The sequence below is a fragment of the Phyllobacterium sophorae genome, assembly GCF_003010965.1.
Classification (GTDB): Bacteria; Pseudomonadota; Alphaproteobacteria; order Rhizobiales; family Rhizobiaceae; genus Phyllobacterium; species Phyllobacterium sophorae.
Genome location: NZ_PGGM01000022.1, coordinates 25,275 through 46,231, shown reverse-complemented (window position 1 = coordinate 46,231; position 20,957 = coordinate 25,275). Strand labels below are relative to the sequence as shown.

Genomic DNA, 20,957 nt, shown 5'->3' with positions numbered 1-20,957 from the left:
ATATTCCCGAAGCACCGTGGTATATCGTCGAGGGCAATGACAAGAAGCGGGCCCGCCTGAATTGCATGGATCATCTCCTGCAACAAATTCCCTATGAGGATGTTCCACACGAGGACATCACGCTGCCCCAGCGGGTGTTCAATCCAGACTACGAGCGAAAGGTCTTGCCGCCGGAACTCTACGTCCCCTCAAAATACTGATCGGGTTGGGAAACAGGCGGCCGAAGCATAAATGATCGCTGCCGCTGGCACCTTCGCGTGGCAAGTTAATGGGCGTCCCGTCTACGACTACTACCGCTCTAGCGATTTCGTAACCCTTGGTTCGCCCGTTGTGGACATTCCCCATTCGGAGTGATCGGACATGACTTCAATACGAGATCTGACCGTCCACGAGCTGCCCGGTCGATGGGGAAAGTTCGCGTTTCAACACGTCGCGAGCCTCGCCGCTGATGACCGAGACCGGAGCGGCAACGGCCACACGGGCCGCCGACCCGGCAAAGTTGGCAGCCGCCACCCCCGCGCGATCCGCGAATGACGCCTCTCGTCCCGATAGCGATTGCCCGGCCAGCCGTCTCCCAAGCAGGCGTACGATCTCAGGACTATCGGCAAAGGCATTGTGGCCGAGCGGATCGTTCGAGGCGATGGCGCTCGTGTCGATGACCGAAACGCCAAGTTTATCAAGTACAGAGGCATATGGTTTGAGATCTGCACCACCGACGCGGTCGACGCCGCCGGAGAGCCAGCCAGAGACCTCCAGAGCCTTGTCGCGCGTCGATGTCAGGATCGCAAAATGCGGCCGTTTTGGTCCCATTTCGATGAACTGGCGGCGAAACACATCGATATCGATGTCTGGCGATGCAAGGATGACATTTTTGATCTTGGCCGGGATAGATTTTTCGCGCATGGCAACCCCGCGCAGTGCCTCCGCCGCGAGCCAGGTCCCCATCGAATGCGCGAGGATGGTTACGTCGTCGACATCGGGGCTCCGGGTCGCCTGAAGGATCAGGTCCTCCAGGGCTCGTCGCGAGTAGTTGGCGCTTTCCTTGTCATAAAGGTAGTCGAAAACCCGCGCCCGCGATGGCCAGGCGAAGAGAATTGGTGCCGCATCGGTGCCCGAGTCGTGAACGATCTGGGCGAAGCGAAAGACGGCGTCGGCGTAGGTATTGTTGAAGCCATGGACAAAGATGAGCACCTGCCGCTTGGCGTTACGGTTCTTGCGAAACCACTTGAAAGCCTGTCCTTCCGTCGCAACCTTGCCGGCTTCAAGGACTGCAAACTCCTTTTGCGGATTCGGCGGTAGGCGTGAGGGCCATTGCACCTTGCCGATCTTGCGGTTTCGATCTGGAGGAATGGAGACGGAGACGTTGTTGAGCGAGATCGCCGTTCCGCGCTCGCCCGAATAGAGCCGACCGGGATCGTCCGATGATTTGCGCGTCGTCGCTACCAGCATGTTCACCCGGCTGGCATCGCTTGCGGTCACGGCCACTTGAGGCTGCAGGACGTTTTCCACCCGGGTCGCGCATCCGGTTATGGCGATGCACATGAGCACCGCCACCGAAAGCAGTTGAGGAGCGCATCTTCGAAAGAGGGCGGAAGACATTCTGGCGTCCATCTCAGTGCTCCTCGATCTCACGCGGTATCCGGAACCAGGCGACATAAAGCGCCGGCAGGAAAAGTAGCGTCAGCGCCGTTCCCACGACGATGCCGCCCATCATTGCGTAGGCCATCGGTCCCCAGAAGATCTCGTGCGAGATAGGGATCAGCGCCAAGGTCGCCGCAGCCGCGGTCAGCATGATCGGCCGCATGCGATGTTCGGTCGCCTCGACGACCGCCTTCCATGGCGACATTCCCTCCGCTCGCAATTCCTCGATCTGCACGATCAGGATCACCGAGTTGCGGATGAGGATTCCGACGAGCGCGAGCACGCCAAGGAGGGCAACGAAGCCGAGCGGGGCATGGCTCAGATAAAGGGCCGCGACCACGCCGATGAGGGCCAATGGGGCAACAGAGAACACCAGGAACAGCCTGTGGAAGCTCTGAAGCTGCACCATCAGCAGTGTTGCCATGACGAGGAGCATGGCCGGGATGACGCGCGCGATCGGACCTTGCGATTTGGCACTTTCCTCGACTGCGCCGGCGACTTCGACGTGATAGCCTGCCGGCAACGTCTTTTCGAACGCCGCAATCTTGTCGGTGAGCGCTTTGACAATGGTTGCCGGCTGCGTCGTATCGCTGATCCCGGCCTTGACGGTGATCGTCGGGAGCCTGTCGCGCCGCCAGACCGTCGGCTGTTCGAGCTCATAGCGGAACGTTGCGACCGACGACAATGGCACCGGCTGGCCGCTGCTGGCTTGGAGCTGCAGGTCGAGCAGCGTGCCGATCGAGCCGCGCTCCTTTTCCGCGGCACGGCCGACGACATCGACGAGATAGATGTCGTCCCGGACCTGCGTGACCGAGTCTCCTTGAACGACGGTGTTGAGCGCCATGGCGATGTCCTGGGACGAGACGCCAAGCTGGCGCGCCTTGTCCTGCATCACGTCGATCTTCACAACGCGCGCCGGTTCATTCCAGTCAAAGGCAAGGTTCTTGAGGGAAGGATTGGTGCCGACGACAGACCCCAGTTTTTGTGCCAGATCACGCACCGTCTGAAGATCCTCGCCGGACACGCGGTACTGAATCGGCTTGCCGACGGGGGGTCCGATTTCGAGGAGCTTCACATAGGCGTCAGTTCCGGGAAAGGTCTTCTGAAGGTAAGCTTCGACGTCCTTCTTCAGCTTGTCGCGGACATCGAGCCCTTTGGTGACGATGACGGTCTGCCCGAAGGCAACGTCGGCCGGCTGGACATCGAAGGAAAGAACGAAGCGGGGCGCGCCCCGTCCGACATAGGTCGACCAATGCTCGACCGCAGGGTTGCCGGCTAACACCTCGCGCTCGAATTGCCCCATCTGACCGCCTGTTTCGGCAATCGAACTGTTCTGCGGCAGGTTCCAGTCAATGATGAGTTCCGGACGGTCGGAGCTCGGGAAGAACTGCTGCTGCACCATCGACAGGCCGACGACCGATCCGGCAAAGAGGAGAACCGTGGCGATGATCGTCATCCAGCGCCAGCGCAGGCAGAATTGTAGCAAGCGCGAAAATACCTTCGCGGACCGGCCCTTGTGTTGTGCATGCTTCTTCATCGACTTGGGCAGCAAGGTCACGCCGATAAGGGGCGTGAACACTACAGCAACGATCCAGGATACGATGAGTGATACGGCGATGACGACGAAGAGGGTGAAGGTGAACTCGCCGGCGCTGCTTTTGTTGAACGCGACCGGGATGAATCCCGCGACGGTCACGAGCGTGCCGGTGAGCATCGGGAAGGCTGTGGACGTGTAGACATAGGTAGCCGCCTTGGTGAGACTGTCACCCAATTCCAGACGTGCCACCATCATCTCAACCGCGATCATGGCGTCGTCAACGAGAAGGCCGAGCGCGATGATGAGCGCTCCGAGCGAAATCCGCTGCAGCGAAATGCCAAAATAGAGCATCACCATGAAGGTGATGGCCAAAACGAGCGGAATAGCGATCGCCACGACAAGCCCCGCACGGAACCCGAGACTAATGAAACTGATCGCAAGCACGATGGCGACCGCCTCGAACAGCGCTTTTGTGAAGCCTCCCACTGCCTCGTGAACCACCTCCGGCTGGTCGGAGACCTGTTCGACCGAAACGCCAATGGGAAGATCCTGAACGATCCTGGTCATGGTCTTTTCCAGCGCTTCGCCGAAGGCCAGCAGGTTTCCGCCTGTCTTCATGCCAATCGCCAACGCGATTGCCGGCTTCCCGTTGAAGCGGAAAAGAGAGCTTGGCGGATCGACGTAGCCGCGACTGATGCTGGCGACGTCGGTCAGCGCAAAGAAGCGGTCGTTTACCCTCAGATTAATGCCGCGCAGGGTATCTTCGGAGAGAAATCGGCCGCCGACGCGCAAGGCGATGCGCTCCGGACCCGCCTCGACGAAACCGGACTGTGTCACGGCGTTTTGCGCTTGCAGTGCCGAGATGATTGCGGCGCGGTCGAGGCCAAGGGCAGCGATCTTGCGGGTTGAGAACTCGAGATAAATAACCTCGTCCTGCTCGCCGACGATGTCGACCTTGCCCACATCCGGTAGTTTGAGGATCTGGGTTCGGGCGTTCTCGGCGAAATCACGCAACTCCCGCTGACTTAGCCCGTCGTCGCTAAAGGCAAAAATATTGCCGTAGACGTCGCCGAACTGATCATCGAAGAACGGACCAACCACCCCTTGGGGGAACTCGTGCCTGATATCGTCAATCAGGTTGCGGACCCGCGACCAGGTCGGCTTGACGTCCTGCGCGTTCGTCTTCGGCAGCAGATCGACGAAGACGATCGTCTGTCCGGCGGTGGTGATACTGCGGGTATGCTCGAGATTGTCGAGTTCCTGCAGCTTCTTTTCGATGCGGTCGGTGACCTGCTGCGTCACTTCCTGGGCGGACGCGCCGGGCCACTGGGCCTGGATCACCATCGTTTTAATTGTGAAGGACGGGTCTTCCTCGCGGCCGAGGGCCATGTAGGCATACGCGCCGGCCACTGCGAAGATGATCATAAAATACCAGACGAGCGAGCGATGCTCGAGTGCCCAGTCTGAAAGGTTGAACTTGTTCACGGGCGCTGCTCCTGTTGTGTTCTCACGGCCTGCCCCTCGGCCAGCTGGTTGACGCCCGCGACGACCACTTCTTCTCCGTCCTTGAGCCCAGAGAGGACCCGGATGGAGCGGACGCCAGTCGGGGAGATGTCGAGTCGTACGGGTCTGAGTGAAACGGTGTGGGTTGCGGGGTCGACAACCCAGACACGGTCAGTGCCATCGCTCTTGACGAGCGCCGTTGCAGGCAGCACGACGGGCAGCCCCTGTTGCGCCTTTGGCGGCGTAGCGGTGACCACCGAACCAAGACGGAAAACATCCGGTGCTTTATCGATGGCGATTTTCAGCCTGTGGGTGCGGGTACCGGCATCGGCCTGCGGGCCGATCTCGCGCAGGACGCCTGAGGTCCGCAGCGTGTCATCGAGCTGGAGGGCGATGTCGAAATGGTCGCCCACGCGCACAGACCGGAGATACTCTTCCGGAACGTCGACGATCACGTCACGCTGGTCAAGGCGAGCGAGTGTGAGGACTGGCTCGCCGGCGGTTGCCGTCTGTCCGACTTCAACGGACGTGGCCGCCACAACACCATCGAACTCGGCCTTGAGCTCGGCATAACCAAGCTGCTCACGTGCCTTAGCGAGGCCGGCATTGGCCTTTGCCACGTTAGCCTGCGCCGATTTCAACTCCTGCTCGGCAAGATCCAGATCCGCGGCACTCGCGGCGCTCGTCGACGCCAGCCTCTGCTTGCGCTCCTGCGTCAACAGGGCGTTCCCACGGTGCGCTTCAGCGCTGCGCAGATCGGCTTCGGCGCTGCGGACGGCGAGTTCAAGCGCGAGCGGATCAATCCCGGCCACGACGTCGCCGGCACGCACGAGGTCGCCCACACCCGCTTTGCGTGATACGACGCGCCCCAACGTGCGGAATGCGAGATCGGTTTGCACTCCCGCCTGGACGACGCCAGGAAAGCGCACTGTCTGCGCCTGCGTTGCGCTGGCGGCTACGGACTTGACGGGGCGCGGTCCAGCCAGCTCGCCAGAGCTGGCGTCCTGATTGCAGCCGGCAAGAAGAGCGACTAACGCAAGGACTGAAATCGAGCAATGAAAGCGGCAATGGGACATCTTATTTGTCCTCCCAGGCCACGGTTTGACCTTCCTTGAGAAACTTTCCTCCCTCGGTGATGATCAGGTCCTGCGGGGCGATACCGCCGGACGCGATCACGTCGCGATCGCGGTATCTTGCGACTGCGATCTTCCGGAGTGAGACAGAACTGCTGCCCGGGGCGACGAGCCACACGGCGGGCTCGCCTTTGGCGGAGGCGATAGCGCTCGCAGGCAAAACGATCCCCTGGCGTGGCGGCGAGCGGAACTCGCCGACAACGGGCGTGCCGAGCGGCCATTGCGCATCTTCGGGGAGTGCCACCTTGATACGGATGGTTCCGGTTCTCGTGTCGATGAAGGGAGAGACCTCCCTCACCGTCGCCCGCGCTCCGGGGGTGCGATCCGACACCGGTGCAACATCGACACCGGATAACGGCTGACCTTCGAGGAAAAAGGCCTCGAAGATATTGAAAACGGCGTCCCGGGGCCCGTTATGGGCAAGTGTGAAGGCGGGCTGCGCCGCCGACACCACCCGGCCCACCTCGATGTCCCGCGCGGTTATGATCCCGTCGGCGTCGGCTTTCAGTTTGGTGTAGGAAAGAGCATCCTCCGCCGTCCCCAGCGCCACTTCGGCAGCTTCCAGGGAGGCCCGCGCCGTGCGCAGCTCCTTATCAGCCTCATCAAAAGTGGCCTGGGAGATGGACCGCGAGCGCAGCAGCGCCTCATACCGCTCGTAAGTCAGCGTCTTCTGCGTGGCGACCGCTTGCGCCGACTGCAGCCCCGCCCTTGCGACTTCCACATCGGCACGCTGTTCGCTGTCATCGAGGCGGGCGAGAATGTCGCCGGCGTGCACGGGTGAACTGACGTCGACAAAGCGCTCAATCACCCTGCCGCTTACCCGGAACGAAAGGTTCGACTGGATCCGGGCCTTGACCTCGCCGGTGATTTCCGCTCGCGGCTGATATTCGGCGAGCGAGGCGTGAATGGCGCGGACATGCTGCGGCGGCGGTGCGACTTCTGCTTTGTCTTCGCAGGCGGCGAGTTGGACGCAGGCGAGACCGATTCCAATAAGACGTATAGGCTGCATTTTTTGCTCCATTACGGTTTGCAACCAAAAAGGTATGAGCCAGGGGCGCAGCTCAGCCTCAGCGATAGGGTTCGAGGTTTTTATGGTGTGAGAAATCCTACGCCTGCCAGCGGCGGATCAACATTTCAGTGACTATTAAGTCATTTCGAACTTATAGTCAATATGAAATAGGCGCATGGGTGCTATGCAAGAGAATGGAAATGTAAATCTCTCCGGCTTCGAACTGGCCTTTCAGGTCAATATGACTTACTTGTAGGTAGAATTTTGAGGAATCACGATGGCAAACATCAACCTGATCCGCCGAGCCGAAATTGGACGCGAAAAGCGCGTAAAAACCCGTGCGCAGCTTGTTGAAGCTGCCAATGTTCTGTTTGCCGGACGGGCTGTGGAATCCGTCACGGTGGATGACGTGGTTCAGGAGGCAGGCGTCGCGAAGGGAACGTTCTACACTCATTTTGATAGCCTGGAAGCATTGGCCGCGGCGGTCGCGGAGGAATTGGTCCAGTCGTTCGATGAACTGCTGCAGCCGGGCCGGACCGCCCTCACCGAGCCTGCCCTGCGCATTGCCTTCGGCTGTAGAGCATTCATCGACAAAGCCCTCAATGACTCCCGATGGGCCGCAGTGGTCGCAAGGATGACAGCAACCAATCCGCAAAGCGGCGACAACATCCGCCGCCGTCTCCTCGAGGACCTCCAACACCTGTCTCAGGAAGCGCCGGCGGCGGAACTGAACGTCGAGATTGTCGTCGGGATTATGCTCCACATGTTGCGCGTGATCGGTGAAGACAGACTGTCCTCGTTCGACCCTGATGCTGTCATCAGTGCCATCTTGCGCGCGATTGGCCTCAGCGCCCAGCAGGCGGGATCGGTACTCAAGCGCCTGCCAGCCGCTGGCATGTAGTAGTCTTGGTCAGCAAGGATAGACTGGCCGGACAAAGCGCCATCATGTCGATAGGGATAATCCCTCAGGCGGAGCGCTCCCGAGTGCTCGAAGCGCCGCCTGCAAGGCCTTGCGAGTCAAATCAGGCGTTGGGGCTCGCTCGAAAGTGCCTCGTGTCACCTGGAGCCAAATTCCGACGAAGATGTCAGTGGCGAGTTCCGGGTCCAGCACGGCCATGTGTCCTTGTCTTATCGCTTCGGCGATATCGGCCGTAAGCTTTTTGCGAACTCCGCCGCCGAACTTGTTCGGCTTTTGCGAGGTTTGAACTACCAGCCGCGCCCAGGCAGTATCGGAAAGCGCCTTTTCCAGGGATTGCGCAAATGCAAAGGACAGGCGCGCGACCGGATTGCTTAACCCCGCATGAGGAGGTGCCAGCACCTCGTCAAAGCTCCGTTCCAGCTGCACATTCACCGCAGCAATCAACTCCTCGACGTTGCCGAAGTGATAGTAAAACGTGCCCTTGGCGAGGCCCGCCGCCTCTGCCACGGCATCCAAGGTCAGCGCAGCCCCTTCCGCAAGCAGCGTCGCTCCCGCGTTGAGGATATGTGCGCGGGTCCTCTCGCGCCGGTCGCGTCCGATTTTTGCCCTCCGTGCCAGATCAATCTTCGCCATTAGCCATCCTCTATCCAAATGTCATATTGACCTTTTAGTCGAAATGACATAAAAGTGCAATTAAGATAACGGGCGACTGTCCCATTGTTATGAAATCCTGTTGCTACACAGGTGTGAGGTTATTGATGCCATGCCTTCTTCATCTCGATTCCAGCATACTCGGCGAAAACTCGGTGAGCCGGGCGCTTTCGGCGGCGGTGGTCGCACGGATCCAGTCTCTCGATCCGATGACTGAAGTGGTCTATCGCGATCTTGCGGCCCAACCGATCCCGCACCTGTCGGGCAAATACGTCGGCGTGGTCCGGGCGGGCTTGGATGTCGGCCAGGATGCTGCATTAAAGACGGACCTTGCGCTTGGGGCAAACGTTCTAGAGGAGTTTTTGACCGCAGACACGGTCGTTCTCGGCGTCGCGCAGTACAATTTCAGCGTGCCCAGCCAGCTGAAGGCATGGATCGATCGCATCGCCGTCCCCGGCAAGACCTTCCGTTACACGGAAAAGGGACCCGAAGGCCTGCTTGGCAGCAAACGCGTCATCATAGCGCTGGCGCGCGGCGGCTTTTACGGACCGGGCTCCCCCGCCGAGAATTTTGAGCACACGCTGAGTTACTTGAGGAGCGTGTTCGCCTTCGTCGGCATCGTTGATCCGGAAGTCATCACTGCCGACGGCGTTAATATCAGCGCTCGGCAGCGCGAGGTATCGCTAAAGGCGGCGCAGGCGGAGATCGGTACCCTTGCGATAGCATAAGTGTTCCGGGTGGCGTTAAAACTTCACCCTGAACCCCGCTGTCCCATTGAGACTATAGCTTTCGGCGAAGTGAGACAGGCTGGTGTTGACGGAGACCTCACTGTAGAGCGAGTAACTGTCGTTATTCCAATTGTAGCTGCCGCCTGCCCCGATGCCGCCCCAGGTGCGGTCATTGGCGGTGGCAAAGTTCACGCCTGAGACGTCGGTCTCATTGCCATCCAGGAACTCATAATAGAGGTTGGCGATGCCATAGAGATTGGTGCGGGTGAGCTTTCCGGCTCTGTCCTCCCAGGCATTTTGATAATCGGCGGAAACGCCGATCCGGCCCTTGAGGCTGTCGCCGCTGCCAAACGACACGTCGGTGCCGAACGGATCGGTAAAGTCGTCGATATCGACATTGGAATAGGCCAGCTGCGCCTGCGGCGTCATGGTCCAGTTCTGGTTGAGATTGAACCGTTTTCCGGTTTCAAGGCCGAAGGCGTAGCCAAAGCCGTCATTGCCGTCGGCGAGACTGCTCCCAAGCGTGGTGGAGGTGAGATCGCTATCATACCATGTCGCCTGCGCCTGTCCGTCGAGGTAAAAGCCGTTCTGGCCATACCAGGTCAGCGTGCCGCCGAGACCATATCCATCGGTGTCGATCGAGCCATCACCGAAGAACGAGGCTATGTCGGCGGAGGCATGGCCGTAATGGGCGGTGAGACCGCCGATGAGCTTACCGGCATCGCTTTCATGGAACTGGCCATCGATCCCTGTCTCTACCTCCCATGTATCGGCATCATAGTCAGACAGCGTAGTTGAAGTCCTGGGCTCGAACTTGCCATGCGCACCTTCAATCCGGCCCCAGATACCACGGGAATCGATCGCGATATCGCCACCTTCCGAGGGGAGCGGTGCGGCTTCGACCATGCCCGAGCCATCGCCTTGCGCCAGCGCACCATTGCCTGCCCCGGCCCAATAGCGATTGCCTCCGCGCTGCTGCAGGGTCGAGACACCGTTCAGGCTTTGCAGGACCTGACCATAGGCTTCGTAGATCGGCACGCCGGGTTGATAGATCGGGCCCTCAGGTCCACCAGGATTTCCAGGTACACCCGGTTCCCCAGGGTTTTCCGGCTCACCAGGTTCGGCCGGCGAAGTAAGTGCAGATCGCAGATACCAGTCTCCATCGCTGGGGGTGCTCACCCCGTTCTTATGCAGGGTATAGCCATAGGCACCGGCAATGACCGCCTGTTCGCCATTGATCACATAATCGCCGAGCAGCGAGAATGCGCCATTCGAGGCGCCGCCCACATCGACAATCTTGATCCCTTCGATCGTCTGCGCACCGGTACCACCGACATTGATTACCCGTACACCGGCGCTGCCGGAGGTGTCGCCGGTTACCACCAGACGGTCCGTCGGCGAGGCGTCGCCGCCGAGCGCAGTTTCGATCTCGAGCACACCGCCGCTTCCGATATAATTGCCGTTTATGGTCAATGTGCCGATGGAATTGCCAGGAGCAACGGTACCAGTGTTGGTCACATCGCCGAAGATCGTACCGATGCCGCCAAGCGTACCGGCACTGGCCACGGAAACCGGCGTCGCGATTGAGCCATTTATGGCCAAAGTGCCGGCAACAACGGACGTCAGGCCGCTATAGGTATAATTGCCGTTCAGGATCGTTTTGCCACTGCCATACTGCATGACCTCGCCGGTCCCGGTGATGACATTGTCGAAGGTGACCGTATCGGAGCGGAAGAAACCGAGCGTTCCGCCATTCAGGGTGATATCGCCGATGACACTGCCACTGGTGCCGCCATTGCCAACGGTCAGGAACCCGCTCTGGATATCCCAGTTCGTCGTGGCTGTACCTGTACCTGTGAGATACCAGTCGCTCGTACCGGTCTTCTGGTAGATATCGAAGTTCTGATATTGCGGGCCGATGGCCGACACGTCGAAGATGGCGTCATCGGTTCCGCCAAGGCGAAGGGTGTCGGTGGTTGCCGCTGCATTCGCAACGACATTGCCTTCAATCACCGATCCGGCCTGCAGTTCAAGGTTGATGATGCCTGTCGTCGCTCCCGGCGCCAGCCCGATCGCGTTCGCCTGGCCAGCACCTGCCCGGATTGTGCCGCTGTTGATGAGATTGAGACTTACGGTCGCCGTATTCGCTTGGATCGCATGAGCCCCCGCTCCGCCTTCAATCGTACCACTGTTGACGACCGGGTTTGCGCCGGTGCGAACCTGCAAGCCTTGCCCGCCGCCGAGGGCTCCTGTCCCGCCCCGAATCGTGCCCTTGTTGATCAAAGTGCCTGGTGCGCCCGGTCCGCCGAGTATGACGCCCGGTCCTCCAGATCCACCAAGGCTGCTTCCTCCTTCCACAAATCCGTTGTTGGTCACTGATGCCCCAAGCCGTATCTGCAGACCTTGCCCTCCGCCTCCCAAATCCGCGTTACCGCCTTTGAAGTTCCCCACCAGCGTAAACATGCCGCCGGCTCCACCAACCAGGTTCACCCCGCCGCCACTGCTTGCACCGGCACCGGCTTGGCCGGAAAGTGTGAAACCTTGAGTGTCAATGGTGATGGGCTTGGCGGGTGCGGTCAGACTTGTGGTTGTAACCGAAAAACTGCCGGTAAGCTGGATCGTTGCATTTGGATCGGCATCGGCGTTCGCCGCCGCAATGGCTCCATTGAGCTGTCCCGGGTCGCTGGCCGTATACGTCCCTGCCATGACTTCCGAGGGAATTCCGCAAACGAGGGCCAGTGCGGCACAACTCACGCCCGCGAGAAGATGCCTGTTTCTGACCCGGTTGGCAGTATAGAACCTATCGTTCATGCTATTTCCCAAGATTGTCTGAATAGCGAGTGTCGCTAGTTGGTCCAATCAATGGCGGGATTCGATTAACAGGCAAGTGACGCAACCAGATCAATTTAACGGTAGGGTTAAAATAACAACCATTGGTTGCATGTCGGCAACATGCAATTTTTACTGGTTAAATACTGTTTTTCATTGGTGGAACAAAACGGCAAAGTTAATACAAAAAATCAGGGATCGAGCGATGGCGCCAGGCTCTTGATCGTTTTCACGTGAACGTTTCTGCAGTGTCCGCCCTGCGCCGGCATAAGCCGGTATCCGCCGTTCAATCCGCCGCTGAAGCACTGTTGATGGCGTCGATTAGCAGGTTGGCCGGAAATGGCTTGCGCAGATAGGCAATGCAACCGGCCTGTGTCGCCTCCGCTTCCAGTGCGCCGTCTTCGAGAGCAGTGATGAAAATCACCGGAAGCTTGGACCCCGAAGCCCTCAATCGGCGCTGCAACTCGATCCCGGATATGCCGCCGAGATCAATATCGAGGACAAGGCAGTTGATTTCGGTCGCGGCAGAGTGACGAAGAAAGTCTTCGGCCGACGAATATTCCTCCGTCACGAAGCCATGGGCATTCAGCAAGCGCCGAACGCTCCTGCGCATGCTCGGATCGTCTTCCACGACAGCCACGATGCTTGGTGGGCGTTCCAACTTTGTGCCTCACTTCAGCCAGTGTTGAGAAAATGGTCAGCTCGATGGATGATAGAGCTGACTAAGGACCAACGATACTGTCCTAAAGGGAAGTGCGCAGGCTTCACTCATAAGGCGATGGGTTTGACGCAGGATCGAGGCGCCCCATTTTCTCCGCAATCAATACCGCCTCGGCAAGGGAGCGCACTCCAAGTTTTTCCATGACGCAGTGCCGATGTGCCTTGACCGTTCTTTCAGACGTTCCCAGAACGTAGGCGATTTGCTTGTTCAGCTTGCCGCGAACAATCAGATCGAAAACCTGCGCTTCGCGTGGAGTGAGGCTTCCCACCCGAACCTGAAGGCTATGAATCCGATCCTGTTCGACATGCCGTTTTTCATACTGGCACAGCGCTCGTTCGATCGCCGCCAATAAGGTCTTGCCAACAACCGGCTTCTCTAGAAAATCTTCTGCGCCCGCTTTCATCGCCATCACACTGGCTTTGATGTCGCCTTGGCCTGTGAGGTAGATGATCGGCAGCAACGGTGCTTTCTCCACGAGATGCTGTTGCAGTTCAAGCCCGCTCAGGCCAGGCAATTGAAGGTCGAGGAGGATACAACCAGGTTCGAAGTTCGGTAAGACCGCGAGAATTTTATCGCCGGACTCATAGAGCGCCACCCGAAAACCGGATGCCTCTACCAGCCGGCCCACTGCAGTTCGAAACGAGGCGTCGTCATCGACGATGTGAATAACTGGTCTCACCTGGCTTATCCGTTTCGAGCGAGAGGCAGGACGAAGCGGAAAACAGCGCCGCCTCCCGGACTATTGTCTGCCCATATTTTGCCCGCGTAGGTTTCGACGATCATCCGGGCGATGGGAAGGCCAAGCCCGGTGCCGGTCGGCTTGGTCGTGTAGAACGCGTCAAAGACTCCGACAAGCTTTTCGCTGGGGATGCCGCGGCCGGTATCCGAAATCGACAATTCGACCTTGGATTCCTTCGTCAGCCGGGTCTGGAACACCAGACGCCTTTCGGTCGACGCCACGTCGAGCATGGCATCCATCGCATTGGTGGCGAGATTGAGAATGACTTGCTGGATATGGACCTTGTCAGCGCGCACGCGTAGTTCCTCCGTCACGCCGAGGGAACTGACCACGATGCTTCGCTGCTCGGCTTCTGGCCGGAGAATTTGGATCGCACCGTTTATCACATCATTGAGGTCGAACTCCGTCCAATCGATCTCACTGCGCTTCTTGAGCAGCCCCCTTAGACGGGCAATGATATCGCCCGCACGCTGATCGTCATCTTTAATGTCGACGAGAATCTGCTTTATCAACTCGAGATCCGGCGTCACGCCCCGGAGCAAGAGCTCTGCCGCCTCAGCGTTGCTGCGGATCGCGCCGAGTGGCTGGTTGAGTTCATGTGCAATAGACGCCGTCAACGCGCCAGCCGTCGCGGACTGGTTGAGATGGACAAGCTCAAGGAGACGAACGCGTGATTCCAGTTCCGCGGCACGGCGGCGGCGGCGTTCGATAAGCAGGCCGGTAATGACGACGCCTTGCGCAGCAATGACAGCGAGTGTGGCGAGGACCGCCAGCCAGTGCTGTTCCCAGAGTGTTTTTTCCCGGAACCATTGGACAGTTCCGGAAGGCAGATCGCTCTCCGAAAGCCCCCAGCGCTTTAATTGTCTCGCATCGGCAATATAGGTTTGCGGAGCATCGACGTTGGCAATCGGCTTCCCGGCTACCGCATCGATGGCGAGGTCGGCAACGGCCAGCCCCAGCGACTCGAATGTCACCATGTTGCCGCCGACGATGCCGTAGTCGAGGTAGGTTGGATAAGGGCCGTAGAACGGGGCGCTGGCAGTTGCCGCTATCTGTTTGATGGCTTCGCGCGGTATGAAGTTGCGCCCGGTGCGATCTTTGAAAATGGTCAGGGCGAGGACGATGCTGTCGGGGGGAAGATGAGCGGCGCGATCGACGAACTCATCGATCGTCAAGTTCTCCAGATAGGTCGTTTCATAATTCTTGGCCCGGCCCGCAAGGTCGGAACGAGCCGTTGCGAGCCACGCACGATCGAAGTCCGCCGATCCCCCGATAATGAAAAGATGCCGCGCCTGGGGCTGAAGGCTGCGTGCCAACTCGAGCGTCTTCGTTACGTCATACTCGTTGAAGACACCGACGACATCACTGGGCAAGCGCATACTCTCGGCGGTCGATTTGCTGAAGCCGGTAACAAGGATTTGCGCTCCGGGAGCGATGATATTGCGGTTTGTGACGATGAAGCTTGCCGATTCCTCCCCGAGCGCAACCACCACGTCCGGGCGGCGATCGGCATATTTGCCAGTGAGAAAGCGGGCCATTTTCTCGATGTGGGTCTTTTCCGGAAATCTCGAAAGATCGAGAAACTCCGAGAAAATATCGATCTTGCCTGATGTCCTTTCCCGCAGCCGGTTTCGCACTGCTTCCCCGGCTTCAGTTGTTGCGGCTATTCTCTCATCGTAGGGATAAAGGATCAGAACGCGGGGAGCGCGGTCCACAATCTCCATCGAGGCGGCCGGTGCCGCCATGAGGAGCACGAGAAATACGCAACACAATACGCCCGGATTCTGGGCGAATCGGCTCGATCGAACCTTCCAATTGCGCACCATGCCCATCGTACTTGCCCCCAACAAGCTGATCCATAGTAACAGATTGGCCGGGTAGTACTATCCGGGGAAGTATGGATGCCCATCCGGGAAATGCCCCCACTCTTTGGCAAGACGATTATCGCGATATATTGGGTTCCGGGGCTACCGATGGCGGTCCGATCGATGGCTGATGCATGCGTGTTGCCCCAAAGTACAATATCGCCTCGGCCCGCTCTTGCGTACGATGTTTGCGACCTGCGCACCATTTTCCAAGGCACGCGGTTCGAAATCTCGAAGAAGTTCTGGCTGAGCAGACGGGTCAAGGCGAACACGTTGGTCGCGACGTGTGCATGTCCTGTCCAGTGCTTTGTTAGAACCTACCAGCACATTCCGCTCTTACTTGGAGGTTACTGATATGAAAATCTTTCCCATCGTAGGCTTTATAGCCGTTGTCGGGAGTTTTTCGGGAGCAACACCTGGAGCATTTGCCCAAGATCCTGTCAAAAAGCCAAATGTGCCCTTGCGAAAAACCATTGGTACCGTCACACCGACTGGCCCGGTGCCGTCCCTCGCAGTCATTAATTCGTCTGGTGCCAAGCTTGATGGCGGTAAGCTTCTTCTCACCGGGGTCTCGGCGAATTCTGTCGTCTTTGCCGATCGCCCGGTACGGGCTGCCGGGCATGTCACCACCGAGCAGTTCATAATGCAGTGGGATGAGGGCAAGGATAACTTTGCCATTGATCCGCCAAACGCTACGGTTTCGGTGCTGGGCGGCGACGGATCAGACGTGAGTGAGGCCGTGGTCACCCTCAAATCTCCAAAGCTTGAAGGCAGTAACCTCACATTCGATGTTACGGTTCTCGAAGGAAGTCTCGATGGCGGGTCCGGGCCGGCCGCACTCTTTATCGATCATTTCGCCGGAGGCTTTGCGGCTGGCGGATTCCATGGCGGCGATGTCGGTGCAGGCGGGTTCCACGGCAGTTTCGCCCATGTCAATGATGTCAATGTTGCTCATGTCGGCGGGGCTTACTGGCACGCCCCCGTCTACCACGGGGCCTGGTATGGCAGCGGTGCGGTCGCAGCGGGAGTGGTGGCAGGTGCGGCCATTGGGGCGGCGGCCAATCCCTACTATTACCCGCAATGCGGATATTATCCGCTTCCACCTTGCTACTGAACTGATCGATTGATCTGAATCAGGATGGCCGATTGCGGCTGACCGTTGAAGGTCAGCCGCCGCTCTACCAGCCTTGCTGCCTGCTATCTCCCCCGCCAAGGATCGCTAAGCCGCAGCGGCTAAAAATGCATGACGACACCGAAGATCGGCCCCTGTTCAACAATGTCCATGACGAAGCCGTCGTTGCTGTAATCGACGCCAAGCGCCCGGTACCCGGCGACCGCGGATATCTTTTCGTTGAAACTGTAGCCAATACCACCGGCCACATCCCAGTCGACATCGGCCCCGCCGCCTCCGACAAGCCCCCATCCCGTAAAATAAACTTTGTCGGTGATTGAATATTTTGCCCGTATCCCGCCGAGACCGTCGACCCAGGTCGCGCTGTCTTCACGGCTCACACCATCGAGAATGCCGCCGCTGAACGAGATCTCCGTGCTCGCATGCCATACCCTCAGGCCTGCGACGAGATCGAGATTGCCCCGGTCATTCTGCAGTACCGAATAGCCAGCGCCGAGAAGCCCGGCAAAGGTTTCGGAGGTCACGTCGACATCGTCGGCAATGATGCCTCTCGGCGTACCGGAACCGCTAGAAATCTTCGAATACATGATATCGCCAAAGATGCTGTAGCGCTCGTACCGCGCCTCGCCTATCGCCATGGCTGCGAAATCGAGATCATTCAGGATATCGCCGAAATCCATGTCGGTATGCACTGTCGGAAGGCCAAACAGACCTGTATCTCCGGACATGCCTGCTGCCCAGAAATATGGGCTCACCGCGAACGTCCAGCCGTCCTGTTCGGTTTGCTTGAGTTCAGGTGCCATCGGCGACGCGATGTCGGCTGCGCGCACGGGACCTGCGGCCAGAAGACCAGCAGCCACCATTGATATCAAAGAAACGGAATACTTCATGTTGTTCCCCTCAACATAGCTGCGGCTGTCTGCAACAAAGTCATTGCACGCCAACCAGATTCGCTCCCGTAGGCACGGTACCACCCTTCCGGCGCGGCCGCCACCGGCCTTGGGGCACGGCAGCGCATGGTGGTGATCGCAATTCCGTAGCGTTCTTCTTATAGCTCGCTTCTAACTGGAATTTTGCCCACAATATCGGGCCTCTGCAGTTCCAATTGTTTGATAGCGGCCTTTGGCCGTAACGGTAGTCGCGCAAATTGTTGTCTTCGGGTTCCACCAGAAAATGGTCTGCCCCTGTTCCATACCAATTCTATATCCACGAGCCAGCATTTGGGATCTTCCTGTGCCCGCTGGCGCATTCACCAAATCGGCCACATCCATTGGCCCGCCGTTAGCGGCCGTTGCTGTTGCAACCATACTCGGCGGTACGGCGGACGCTGGAACCGCCCCCGTGCCATCGCCGCCTGTTTGACAACCGGCCAGCATCAGCGCCGAGAAAAATACTATGGGCATCATGAGACGCATTTAGATTCTCCCCCCTCAGAGCATCGATACGATCGTAGAGGCGAAACACTGGTGCGGCAACCGGAACGTGCTGGAAATGAAGTATTTCGACGAAGCCCAAGCTCACAAAAAACAGTGTTGCCCGAAGGTACAATACCGCCGGCGGTCGCGGTTAAGTAGGATGCTGGCGATGGGTTCGCGACACTTGGGCTGGACGTCGCTCCAGCTTGAAGAGTGCGCGGAATTAAAAGAGCTCCAGTTGTTTCGATTGAATTCAAGGTGAACACGCGGCAGCGGCATCCATTGAATTGTCGTTGCCTGTCAGCACCCCTCATTGATCGACAAGCTGGAGGGTCAAACGGAGGAGAAGAAAATGCGTCGCAAGGTTCTAAACTATAGTATCAGTGCGTTTGCTGTTACGTCCGTTCTCTGGGGCGCACTTGCCCCCGCACAGGCCCAGGAAGCGCAAAGAAAGCCCAACATTCTGTTCATCGTATCCGATGACACCGGCTATGGCGATCTTGGTCCCTATGGTGGCGGTGAAGGGCGCGGGATGCCGACTCCCAGCATCGATAAGCTGGCAAGCGAAGGCATGACCTTCTTCTCGTTCTATGCTCAGCCGAGTTGCACCCCTGGCCGCGCCGCCATGCAGACCGGGCGCATTCCCAACCGCAGCGGTATGACCACAGTAGCCTTCCAGGGCCAGGGTGGTGGGCTTCCGGCAGCGGAATGGACCCTCGCCTCAGTGCTGAAACGAGGCGGGTACCAGACCTATTTTACCGGCAAATGGCATCTCGGTGAGGCGGATTATTCGCTGCCCAATGCGCAGGGCTACGACGAAATGAAATATGCTGGTCTGTATCATCTCAACGCCTACACCTATGCTGATCCGACGTGGTTCCCCGACATGGACCCGGCACTCCGCGCAATGTTTCAGAAAGTGACGAAAGGCGCACTGTCCGGCAAGGCCGGAGGCCCGGTGACAGAGGAATTCAAGGTCAACGGCCAATATGTCGATACTCCCACGATTGACGGCAAGGAAGGTATCGTCGGCATCCCGTTCTTCGACAACTACGTCGAGAAAGCCGCAATTGAATTCCTTGATACGGCCTCCCAGAAGCCGGACGTGCCCTTCTTTATCAACGTTAACTTCATGAAGGTGCACCAGCCGAACATGCCGGCACCGGAATTCGAGCACAAGTCAATGTCGAAAAGCAAATATGCAGATTCGGTTGTCGAACTCGACACCCATATCGGACGCATATTGGACAAGCTGCGCGAAACCGGCATGGACAAGAACACGCTTGTTTTCTACACCACCGACAATGGCGCGTGGCAGGACGTCTATCCCGATGCCGGATACACGCCCTTCCGCGGCAGCAAGGGCACTTTGCGCGAGGGTGGTAACCGCGTTCCCGCGATTGCGGTATGGCCCGGCAAGGTCAAGCCCAACACGAAGAATCATGACGTCGTCGGCGGCCTCGATCTGATGGCCACATTCGCCTCTGTTGCCGGCGTTCCGCTTCCCGACAAGGACCGCGAAGACAAGCCCATTATCTTCGACAGCTATGACATGTCGCCGGTCTTGCTTGGTACCGGCAAATCCGAGCGCAAATCCTGGTTCTATTTCACCGAGAACGAGCTTTCACCCGGTGCTATTCGCGTCAACAACTACAAGTTCGCGTTCAATATTCGCGGCGATGACGGGGCCCCGACCGGTGGCTTGGCGGTTGACTCGAATCTCGGCTGGAAAGGCGCGGAAAAATATGTCGCCACGGTGCCCCAGGTGTTCGATTTATGGCAGGATCCCCAGGAACGTTACGACATTTTCATGAACAACTTCACGGAGCGGACCTGGATGGGCGTGGTCATGGGTGAGGAGTTGAAGAAGATCATGGCCACTTACGTCGAGTATCCCCCGCGTAAGATGCAGAGTGTCGGGTACACAGGACCGATCACGCTCTCGAACTATGAGCGGTTCCAGTGGGTGCGGGACTCGCTCGCGAAGGAAGGTGTCAGCATTCCGTTACCAACGGGCAATTGACATTCAATTGGACCCCCGGCCTGAACCGGGGGTCCTCTCGTTCGCACCGCCGGCGCGTCTGGGACGCGCAGCTCGCATTGGAGGAAGCCCTTATGTACGAGGCTCATGATCTTGCCAAAGTCGCCCGTGCTGGGGCGCTCTGTATCGCGGCCATCCTTCTTGTCGTTGTACCGGCATTGGCTCAAAATGACGCTCTCCCCTCGTGGAACGACACGGCACCAAAGGCGGCCATCATCGAGTTTGTCAAAAAGGTGACCACCGAAAATTCGCCCGACTTCGTCCCGGAGCCGGAACGCATCGCCGTCTTTGACAATGACGGCACCCTGTGGGTCGAACATCCGATGTACACCCAGCTCGCCTTCGCCCTCGACCGGGTGAAAACTGAAGCCGCATCGCATCCGGAGTGGAAGGACACGCAACCGTTCAAGGCGGCGCTTGAGGGTGATATGAAGACCCTCGCAGCCGCCGGCGAAAAAGGCCTCGTGGAGCTCATCATGGCGACGCATGCCGGGATGACCACCGGAGAGTTCCAGAAGATCGTAACGGACTGGATTGCAACCGCGCGTGACCCGCGGTTCAAGAAACCCTACACCGAGCTGGTCTATCAGCCGATGCTCGAACTGCTCACCTATCTGCGTGCCAATGGCTTCAAGACGTTCATCGTATCGGGCGGCGGCATCGAGATGATGCGGCCCTGGAGCGAAAAGGTCTATGGCATCCCGCCCGAGCAGGTCGTCGGCTCGTCGATCAAGACGCAGTTCGAGATGAAGGACGGCGCACCGACACTGTTTCGCCTGCCGCAGATAAATTTCATAGATGACAAGGCCGGCAAGCCCGTGGGGATCAACGAGCACATTGGCCGTCGTCCAATTGCCGCGTTCGGAAATTCCGATGGCGACCTGGAAATGCTGCAGTGGACAACATTGGGCGGAACGCCCGGTTTTGGCATGCTCATTCATCACACCGATGCGGAGCGCGAATATGCCTATGATCGGAACACCGAGTTCGGCCGCCTCGACACGGCGCTTGATGCCGCTTCCGTGAATCAGTGGACGATTGTGGACATGAAGGCAGATTGGAAGCAAATCTTTCGCGATTGAACCATTGTTACC

General features: G+C 58.6%; 15 protein-coding genes and 1 pseudogene. 6 read left to right on the top strand and 10 right to left on the bottom strand.

The window, feature by feature from the left end; genetic code table 11:
* Positions 1-200 (top strand): annotated as a pseudogene (locus tag CU103_RS29690) (polyphosphate kinase 2); the annotation flags it as partial.
* A 166-nt stretch (positions 201-366) separates the two neighbouring features.
* Here CU103_RS29690 and CU103_RS29685 read toward each other — a convergent pair.
* The 4 genes from CU103_RS29685 to CU103_RS29670 form a co-directional block, all read right to left on the bottom strand.
* Positions 367-1,542, bottom strand: a complete 1,176-nt coding sequence (locus CU103_RS29685; protein ID WP_245449072.1) for an alpha/beta hydrolase — start codon at positions 1,540-1,542, stop codon at positions 367-369.
* Positions 1,543-1,612: 70 nt separating this feature from the next.
* Entirely contained in the window at positions 1,613-4,663 is a 3,051-nt protein-coding gene (locus CU103_RS29680; protein WP_106667633.1) for an efflux RND transporter permease subunit, read from the bottom strand.
* Positions 4,660-5,757 (bottom strand): efflux RND transporter periplasmic adaptor subunit, encoded by a 1,098-nt coding sequence (locus CU103_RS29675; protein WP_106667632.1) that lies wholly within the window; start codon positions 5,755-5,757, stop codon positions 4,660-4,662. The genes CU103_RS29680 and CU103_RS29675 overlap by 4 nt, the downstream gene beginning before the upstream one ends.
* 1 nt (position 5,758) lies before the next feature.
* The gene (locus CU103_RS29670; RefSeq protein WP_106667638.1) at positions 5,759-6,823 is read right to left on the bottom strand and encodes an efflux RND transporter periplasmic adaptor subunit; all 1,065 of its coding nucleotides are present in this window, start codon (positions 6,821-6,823) and stop codon (positions 5,759-5,761) included.
* Between the two features lie 277 nt (positions 6,824-7,100).
* On the opposite strand from CU103_RS29670, the gene CU103_RS29665 reads away from it, so the two are divergent.
* Positions 7,101-7,724 (top strand): TetR/AcrR family transcriptional regulator, encoded by a 624-nt coding sequence (locus tag CU103_RS29665; protein ID WP_106667631.1) that lies wholly within the window; start codon positions 7,101-7,103, stop codon positions 7,722-7,724.
* 42 nt (positions 7,725-7,766) lie between these two features.
* On the opposite strand, the gene CU103_RS29660 is transcribed toward CU103_RS29665, so the two are convergent.
* Entirely contained in the window at positions 7,767-8,375 is a 609-nt protein-coding gene (locus CU103_RS29660; RefSeq protein WP_106667630.1) for a TetR/AcrR family transcriptional regulator, read from the bottom strand.
* 125 nt (positions 8,376-8,500) lie between these two features.
* Between CU103_RS29660 and CU103_RS29655 the strand changes: the two genes are divergently transcribed.
* Positions 8,501-9,121 carry an FMN-dependent NADH-azoreductase gene (locus CU103_RS29655; RefSeq protein ID WP_106667629.1) on the top strand — a complete coding sequence of 207 codons (621 nt, stop codon included), beginning with the start codon at positions 8,501-8,503 and terminating at the stop codon, positions 9,119-9,121.
* Between the two features lie 15 nt (positions 9,122-9,136).
* Here CU103_RS29655 and CU103_RS29650 read toward each other — a convergent pair whose 3' ends face one another.
* The 4 genes from CU103_RS29650 to CU103_RS29635 form a co-directional block, all read right to left on the bottom strand.
* The gene (locus CU103_RS29650) at positions 9,137-11,932 is read right to left on the bottom strand and encodes an autotransporter family protein (protein ID WP_106667628.1); all 2,796 of its coding nucleotides are present in this window, start codon (positions 11,930-11,932) and stop codon (positions 9,137-9,139) included.
* Positions 11,933-12,236: 304 nt separating this feature from the next.
* Positions 12,237-12,563 carry a response regulator transcription factor gene (locus CU103_RS29645; RefSeq protein ID WP_106667637.1) on the bottom strand — a complete coding sequence of 109 codons (327 nt, stop codon included), beginning with the start codon at positions 12,561-12,563 and terminating at the stop codon, positions 12,237-12,239.
* Positions 12,564-12,714: 151 nt separating this feature from the next.
* Positions 12,715-13,359, bottom strand: a complete 645-nt coding sequence (locus tag CU103_RS29640; RefSeq protein WP_106667627.1) for a response regulator transcription factor — start codon at positions 13,357-13,359, stop codon at positions 12,715-12,717.
* The gene (locus CU103_RS29635; protein WP_106667626.1) at positions 13,356-15,242 is read right to left on the bottom strand and encodes a sensor histidine kinase; all 1,887 of its coding nucleotides are present in this window, start codon (positions 15,240-15,242) and stop codon (positions 13,356-13,358) included. The genes CU103_RS29640 and CU103_RS29635 overlap by 4 nt, the downstream gene beginning before the upstream one ends.
* Before the next feature lie 388 nt (positions 15,243-15,630).
* On the opposite strand from CU103_RS29635, the gene CU103_RS29625 reads away from it, so the two are divergent.
* Positions 15,631-16,389 carry a hypothetical protein gene (locus CU103_RS29625; RefSeq protein ID WP_106667624.1) on the top strand — a complete coding sequence of 253 codons (759 nt, stop codon included), beginning with the start codon at positions 15,631-15,633 and terminating at the stop codon, positions 16,387-16,389.
* A 119-nt stretch (positions 16,390-16,508) separates the two neighbouring features.
* On the opposite strand, the gene CU103_RS29620 is transcribed toward CU103_RS29625, so the two are convergent.
* Positions 16,509-17,297 carry a DUF481 domain-containing protein gene (locus CU103_RS29620; RefSeq protein ID WP_106667636.1) on the bottom strand — a complete coding sequence of 263 codons (789 nt, stop codon included), beginning with the start codon at positions 17,295-17,297 and terminating at the stop codon, positions 16,509-16,511.
* An 877-nt stretch (positions 17,298-18,174) separates the two neighbouring features.
* Here CU103_RS29620 and CU103_RS29610 point away from each other — a divergent pair.
* The gene (locus tag CU103_RS29610) at positions 18,175-19,845 is read left to right on the top strand and encodes an arylsulfatase (RefSeq protein ID WP_106667622.1); all 1,671 of its coding nucleotides are present in this window, start codon (positions 18,175-18,177) and stop codon (positions 19,843-19,845) included.
* Between the two features lie 92 nt (positions 19,846-19,937).
* On the top strand, positions 19,938-20,945 hold the full coding sequence (locus CU103_RS29605) for an HAD family hydrolase (protein WP_106667621.1): 1,008 nt from the start codon (positions 19,938-19,940) through the stop codon (positions 20,943-20,945).
* Positions 20,946-20,957 lie beyond the last annotated feature (12 nt).